This window comes from Sphingomonas sp., assembly GCF_019242355.1.
In the GTDB taxonomy this organism is placed as follows: Bacteria; Pseudomonadota; Alphaproteobacteria; order Sphingomonadales; family Sphingomonadaceae; genus Sphingomicrobium.
In genome coordinates, this window is sequence record NZ_JAFAVR010000198.1 from 1 (window position 1) to 6,318 (window position 6,318).

Sequence of the window (6,318 nt, forward strand, 5' to 3'; positions counted from 1 at the left end):
CCGGCGGCGCACGGAGTCCTGCGCCTGATCCTCGAGCTCGACGGCGAGATCGTAGAGCGCGTCGACCCGCACGTCGGGCTGCTCCACCGCGGGACCGAGAAGCTGATCGAATACAAGACCTACGCGCAAGCCATCCCTTATTTCGACCGGCTCGATTACTGCTCGCCGATGTGCATGGAGCACAGCTTCGTGCTTGCGATCGAGAAGCTGCTCGGCCTCGAGATCCCGATCCGCGCCCAGTACATCCGCACGATGATGGCGGAGCTGACCCGCATCAAGAACCACATGCTGAACCTTGGCAGCCACATCATGGACGTGGGGGCGATGACGCCCAACCTGTGGTTGTTCGAGCTGCGCGAGGACCTGATGCAGCTCTACGAGCATGTGTCGGGCGCACGCATGCACGCCAACTATTTCCGGCCCGGCGGCGTGCGCGAGGATATCCCGCCCGCCGTACTCGACAAGATCGGAGACTTCCTCGACAACCGCATGAAATTGTTCGAGGACGCGATCAGTTTGGTCGCCGACAACCGCATCTTCAAGCAGCGCAACGTCGACATTGGAGTGGTCCACAAGGACGATGCGATCGCCTGGGGTTTTTCCGGGCCAATGATCCGCGCCGCCGGCATCCCTTGGGACATCCGCCGTTCGCAGCCCTACGAAGTCTATAACCGCATGGACTTCGACATCCCGGTCGGGACCAACGGCGACTGCTACGACCGCTTCATGGTCCGGGTCGAGGAAGTGCGGCAGAGCTGGCGCATCGTCCGCCAGTGCCTGAACGAGATGCCTGCCGGCCCGGTCGGCGCGACCAACAAGGTGTTCCCGCCGAGCCGCGCCGAGATGAAGACCTCGATGGAGGCGCTCATCCACCACTTCAAGCTGTACACCGAAGGCTATCACGTCCCCGCCGGCGAAGTGTATGTCGCCACCGAAAGCCCCAAGGGCGAGTTCGGCGTCTATCTCGTCGCCGACGGCACCAACAAACCCTACCGCTGCAAGATCCGCCCGACCGGCTTCTCGCACCTGCAGGCGATGGACTTCATGATGAAGGGCCACATGCTCGCGGACACCACCGCGATCCTCTCCGCCATCGACATCGTGTTCGGGGAGGTGGACCGGTGATGTTGCTCGCACTCCTCGCCTTGGCTCAAAGCTCAGGGCCGGCTTTCAAATCTCCTGAATTCTATGATCGCTTGATGCTCAGCTATCGAACGGAATATCCCGCCGTACTCGCCATTATTGATGCCGCGCGCACAGGAAATGACTCCGAATTTCGGAGATATGTTGATCACGAGGCTATGATTTCCTCTCCCGGGATGGCGGCAGTGCCGTTCACCCCTGCAACGATTCGTGATCAGTCGACCCGATGCCCGCCGGGCAACCGTATCGGTACGCGCATATTCGAAACGACTGATGAACTTTCCATCTACTGGCGATGTCCAGGGGGCGACCAGTCACCGATGACGACACTTGTCTTTCAAAATGGAAAGGTCATTCGTGCCGAGACCGGACCAGCAGTTGTTTACACTGTCGGTACTCCGAAGGACTCCCGCTAATGGCTGGCCAGGCAGGAATCCTCGATAGCGCCGAGCAGCGCGCCCGCTGGGGGAACTTCCAGTGGACGGACGCGAACGCCGTGCTCGCGGCCGAGATCATCGCCCGCTATCCGGCGGGGCGGCAGATGTCGGCGTCGATCCCGCTGCTCGACCTTGCCCAGCGCCAGGTCGGGGCGGAGACGAATACGCAGGGCTGGCTGCCGATCCCGGTGATGGAGTTCGTCGGACGGGAGATCGACCTGCCCTACGTCCGCGTGCTCGAGGTCGCGACCTTCTACACCATGTTCAACTTGGCGCCGGTCGGCCGCTTCCACGTCCAGGTGTGCGGGACCACGCCGTGCATGCTGCGCGGCTCCGACGACGTGCTGGAGGCTTGCTACAAGCGCGGGCTCAAGAAGGGCCACACGACCGACGACGGGCTGTTCACGCTGACCGAGGTCGAGTGCCTCGGCGCCTGCGCCAACGCGCCGATGGTCCAGATCAACGACGACAATTACGAGGATTTGACCGAGGAGAGCATGACCGCGATCCTCGACGCCCTCGCCTCGGGGCAGGCGCCGAAGCCCGGCCCGCAGGTCGACCGCCAGACCAGCTGTCCGACAAGCGGCCCGACCAGCCTCAAGAAGATGGCTGAGCGCAACTACGATTACCGACCGCAATGGACGGCGACCGCCGAGCCGGCTGGGGGCGAGACCCCGCAGCCATGACCATCGTCGCAATCATCGTCGCCGTCCTGCTGGCGTTCCTGGCGTTCCGCTTCATCCGCGGGATGATCAAGTTCGCCTTCCTCGCCGTCATCATCCTGTTCGCCGTATTCATCGCCTACATGAGCGGAGCGTTCTGATGGGTTATACGGGACCGCTCGCGGACAAGGACCGCATCTTCACCAACGTCTATGGCTTCCAGTCGCCGTTCCTCAAGGCGGCGCAGCAGCGCGGCGACTGGGACAATACCGAGGGCCTGATGGCGGTCGGCCAGGACGCGATCATCGACCAGGTGAAGGCGTCGGGGCTTCGCGGCCGTGGCGGCGCCGGCTTCCCGACCGGCATGAAGTGGGGCTTCATGCCCAAGGAGCCGAAGCCCGGCAAACCGAACTTCCTGGTCATCAACGCCGACGAATCCGAGCCCGGATCGTGCAAGGACCGGGAGATCATCCGCCACGATCCGCACAAGCTGATCGAGGGCGCGCTGATCGCCGGTTTTGCAATGCGGGCGCGCGCCGCCTACATCTACATCCGCGGCGAATTCATCCGCGAGACCGAGGTGCTTCGGAAAGCGGTTGCCGAGGCATATGACGCCGGGCTGCTGGGCAAGAACGCCGCCGGTTCCGGCTACGACTTCGACCTCTTCGTCCACCGGGGCGCCGGCGCCTACATCTGCGGCGAAGAGACCGCGATGCTGGAAAGCCTCGAGGGCAAGCAGGGCAAGCCGCGCCTGAAGCCGCCGTTCCCGGCCGGGGCAGGCCTCTACGGCTGCCCGACCACGGTCAACAATGTCGAGAGCATCGCCGTCGTCCCGACGATCCTGCGCCGCGGCGCGGCGTGGTTCGCAAGCATCGGAAATTCGAAGAACGAGGGCACGAAGCTCTTCCAGCTGTCGGGCCACATCAACACGCCCTGCGTCGTCGAGGAATCGATGGGCATCAGCTTCCGCGAGCTGATCGAGCGCCACGGCGGCGGCATCCGCGGCGGCTGGGACAATCTCCTGGCCGTGATCCCGGGCGGATCATCGGTGCCGCTGGTGCCTGCCGCCGAGATTATGGATGCGCCCATGGACTTCGACGGTCTGAAGGCGCTTGGCTCCGGCCTCGGCACCGCGGCCGTGATCGTCATGGACAAGTCGACGGACATCGTCCGCGCAATCGCCCGCCTGAGCTATTTCTACAAGCACGAGAGCTGCGGCCAGTGCACGCCGTGCCGCGAAGGCACCGGCTGGATGTGGCGAATGATGGAGCGGCTGCGCGAAGGCGACGCCGAGGTCGCCGAAATCGACAAGCTGATCGACGTCACCAAGCAGGTCGAGGGCCACACGATCTGCGCGCTTGGCGACGCCGCCGCCTGGCCGATCCAGGGCCTCGTCCGTCACTTCCGCCCCGAGCTCGAGCGCCGCATCGCCGAGCGGGCAGGGCGAACGATGCTGGAGGCGGCGGAGTGAGCACGACCATCATCATCGTCATCGTGGTCGTCGCGGCGGCGCTGCTCGCCGTGCTGGCGTCGCGTGGCGGGGGGCCGCGGGTGACGACGGTCGAGCGCAGGACGCGTCGGGACACTGAGGGGGAAGAGCGATGAGGGGATTGCATGTTGTGATCGGTCTCGGCGCTGCGGCGGCGCTGGCGTCCCCCGCGGCCGCGGCATCCCGGACGCGCGATTATGCAGCTTGTGTCGCCCGGGTTCGGCCCGCGGCGGCGGACCGGCTGCTCCGCGCCGATGATGCAGAGGAAGCTGGGCGAGCCTACAAGGTGGCGGCGAATAACGATTATTGCTTTTCCCGGACCATCGGAACCAGTGACTACCAGGATACCGAGGCCGGTCTTTCGATCGGGGAGCTTCGCGGAATGTTCGCCGAGCAGACCATCATGCGCGACCGGGGCTTCGCCGCGCCGGTGCCGCTCCCGCTGTCGCAATCCTACGACCGGCCCTGGTTCGCCGGCACCGGTCGCGGGCCCGCCGTCGACGAGATGGCCGCCTGCATGGCCGACACCGACCCGCAGGATATCGTCGGTCTGCTCCGGACCGGCGCCGGCAGCTGGGACGAGAAAGCATGGATGGGGAGCTTGCCGACCCACCTTTCGCGCTGCCTGAGGGCGGGAGTTCGTCTCGACGCCACGCCCGAAGCCCTCCGGGCGGCGCTTGCCGACGCGCTCTATCAACGGGTCCACCGGCCGCAGGCGGTGGCGGGAGATCGCCGTTAATGCCTAAAGTCACCGTCGACGGCGTTGAGCTCGAGGTCCCGCAGGGCGCGACCGTGCTGCAGGCGTGCGAGCTTGCCGGCAAGGAAATCCCGCGCTTCTGCTACCACGAGCGCCTCTCGATCGCCGGCAATTGCCGCATGTGCCTGGTCGAGGTCGCGCCGGGGCCGCCCAAGCCGCAGGCGAGCTGCGCGCTTCCGGCCGCCGACGGCCAGACGATCCGGACCGACACCGCGATGGTCAAGAAGGCGCGCGAGGGGGTGATGGAGTTCCTGCTCATCAACCACCCGCTCGACTGCCCGATCTGCGACCAGGGCGGCGAGTGCGACCTGCAGGACCAGGCGATGGCCTATGGCCGTTCAGGTTCGCGGTTCGAGGAGAACAAGCGGGCGGTCGACGACAAGTACATGGGCCCGATCATCAAGACGGCCATGACCCGTTGCATCCAGTGCACGCGCTGCATGCGCTTTGCGGACGAGGTCGCTGGAACACCTGAGATCGGCATGCTGTACCGTGGCGAGGACAGCCAGATTACATCCTACCTCGAGCAAACGGTGACGACGGAGCTCGCCGGCAACCTTGCTGACGTCTGCCCGGTCGGCGCGCTTCTGCAGAAGCCGCAATTGTTCGAGCAGCGCCCCTGGGAACTGCGTCAGGTGCCGGGCATCGACGTCATGGACGCGGTCGGGTCGAACATTCGCCTCGACGTTCGCCAGCGCCAGGTGATGCGCATTCTGCCGCGCATCAACGAGGACGTGAACGAGGAGTGGATCAGCGACAAGACGCGCCACCATGTCGACGCGCTGGTCCGCAATCGGCTGGACCGGCCCTGGGTGCGCATTGACGGCAAGCTGCGCGAGGCCAGCTGGACCGAAGCGCTGGAGGTTTTTGCCGGTAAGCTGAAGGCGGCGGGTTCGAAGGTCGCGGCGATTGCCGGTGACCTGCTCGACGCCGAGACGATGTACGCGGCCAAGAAGTTGCTGGAAGGCAAGGGCTCGACCCTGCTCGAAGGGCGCCAGACCGGTCTCACCTACGACACCAGCAGTCTTGGGGCAGTCGCGTTCAATTCGACCATCGCCGGCATCGAAAGCGCGGACGCGGTGCTGCTTGTCGGTTCGAACGTGCGCTGGGAAGCGCCGCTGATCGCCACTCGCATCCGCAAGGTCGCGCGCAAGGGCGGCAGGGTCTTCGCGATCGGCCCCGAGGTCGATCTCGGAATGAAGGTGGATTGGCTCGGCGAGGACCTCAAGCTGCTCGGCAAGCTGCCCGAGGCGGTGACCGACGTCTTCGCAGTGGCCGAGCGTCCCGCGATGATCGTCGGCCCGGGCGCGCTCGGGGCGGGGGCCCTGGGTGCGGCGCTTGCGCTGGTCCAGTCGCTCGGACTGATCAAGGATGGCTGGAACGGCTTCAACGTCCTGCACACGTCCGCATCGCGCATGGCATCGCTGGTGCTGGGTTATGCGCAGGCGGGCGGCATCGCCGATATCGAGGCGGCTGCTCCGAAACTCTTGCTGCTGCTCGGAGCCGACGAGGTCCCGGCCGGTCGCTTCGCCGGTGCTTACAAGGTCTATATCGGCCATCACGGAGACGCCGGCGCTCGCCAGGCCGACCTGGTGCTGCCCGGCGCTGCCTATGCCGAGAAGCACGGCACCTACGTCAACACGGAGGGGCGCGTTCAACGCGGCGAGAAGGCGGCGTTCGCGCCCGGCGACGCCCGCGAGGACTGGTCGATCCTTCGCGCCGTTTCCGGCCTGACCGGCACGCCGCTGGCCTTCGACAGCTTCGACCAGCTGCGCGCGGCGATGGTCGCCGACTTCCCGCAGCTCGGCCGCGAGGGCCTGATGGACCTGC

Annotated in this window: 8 protein-coding genes; all 8 read left to right on the forward strand. The window is 65.9% G+C overall.

What is annotated here, in order from left to right:
• Window positions 1-1,125: NADH-quinone oxidoreductase subunit D (locus JOZ79_RS09935; protein ID WP_294073689.1), on the forward strand; the 1,125-nt coding region annotated here is incomplete at its 5' end.
• On the forward strand, window positions 1,125-1,559 hold the full coding sequence (locus JOZ79_RS09940) for a hypothetical protein (protein ID WP_294073691.1): 435 nt from the start codon (window positions 1,125-1,127) through the stop codon (window positions 1,557-1,559). The genes JOZ79_RS09935 and JOZ79_RS09940, both read left to right, overlap by 1 nt.
• Complete coding sequence (locus JOZ79_RS09945) at window positions 1,559-2,266, forward strand: NAD(P)H-dependent oxidoreductase subunit E (RefSeq protein WP_294073693.1); 708 nt, start codon at window positions 1,559-1,561, stop codon at window positions 2,264-2,266. Before JOZ79_RS09940 ends, JOZ79_RS09945 begins: the two co-directional genes overlap by 1 nt.
• Entirely contained in the window at window positions 2,263-2,403 is a 141-nt protein-coding gene (locus JOZ79_RS09950; RefSeq protein ID WP_294073695.1) for a hypothetical protein, read from the forward strand. The genes JOZ79_RS09945 and JOZ79_RS09950 overlap by 4 nt, the downstream gene beginning before the upstream one ends.
• Window positions 2,403-3,713 (forward strand): NADH-quinone oxidoreductase subunit NuoF, encoded by a 1,311-nt coding sequence (gene nuoF, locus JOZ79_RS09955; RefSeq protein ID WP_294073697.1) that lies wholly within the window; start codon window positions 2,403-2,405, stop codon window positions 3,711-3,713. Before JOZ79_RS09950 ends, nuoF begins: the two co-directional genes overlap by 1 nt.
• Complete coding sequence (locus JOZ79_RS09960) at window positions 3,710-3,847, forward strand: hypothetical protein (RefSeq protein ID WP_294073699.1); 138 nt, start codon at window positions 3,710-3,712, stop codon at window positions 3,845-3,847. The genes nuoF and JOZ79_RS09960 overlap by 4 nt, the downstream gene beginning before the upstream one ends.
• Complete coding sequence (locus JOZ79_RS09965; RefSeq protein WP_294073701.1) at window positions 3,844-4,470, forward strand: hypothetical protein; 627 nt, start codon at window positions 3,844-3,846, stop codon at window positions 4,468-4,470. The genes JOZ79_RS09960 and JOZ79_RS09965 overlap by 4 nt, the downstream gene beginning before the upstream one ends.
• Window positions 4,470-6,318, forward strand: a 1,849-nt coding sequence (nuoG, locus tag JOZ79_RS09970) for an NADH-quinone oxidoreductase subunit NuoG (RefSeq protein WP_294073703.1), incomplete at its 3' end; no start/stop codon positions are given. The genes JOZ79_RS09965 and nuoG, both read left to right, overlap by 1 nt.

Excerpts from the sequence above, each read along its gene's own strand:
- JOZ79_RS09965 (WP_294073701.1), top strand. The coding sequence starts at position 3,844 with ATGAGGGGATTGCATGTTGTGATCGGTCTCGGCGCTGCGGCGGCGCTG.
- JOZ79_RS09950 (WP_294073695.1), top strand. The coding sequence starts at position 2,263 with ATGACCATCGTCGCAATCATCGTCGCCGTCCTGCTGGCGTTCCTGGCG.
- nuoF (WP_294073697.1), top strand. The coding sequence starts at position 2,403 with ATGGGTTATACGGGACCGCTCGCGGACAAGGACCGCATCTTCACCAAC.
- JOZ79_RS09945 (WP_294073693.1), top strand. The coding sequence starts at position 1,559 with ATGGCTGGCCAGGCAGGAATCCTCGATAGCGCCGAGCAGCGCGCCCGC.
- JOZ79_RS09940 (WP_294073691.1), top strand. The coding sequence starts at position 1,125 with ATGTTGCTCGCACTCCTCGCCTTGGCTCAAAGCTCAGGGCCGGCTTTC.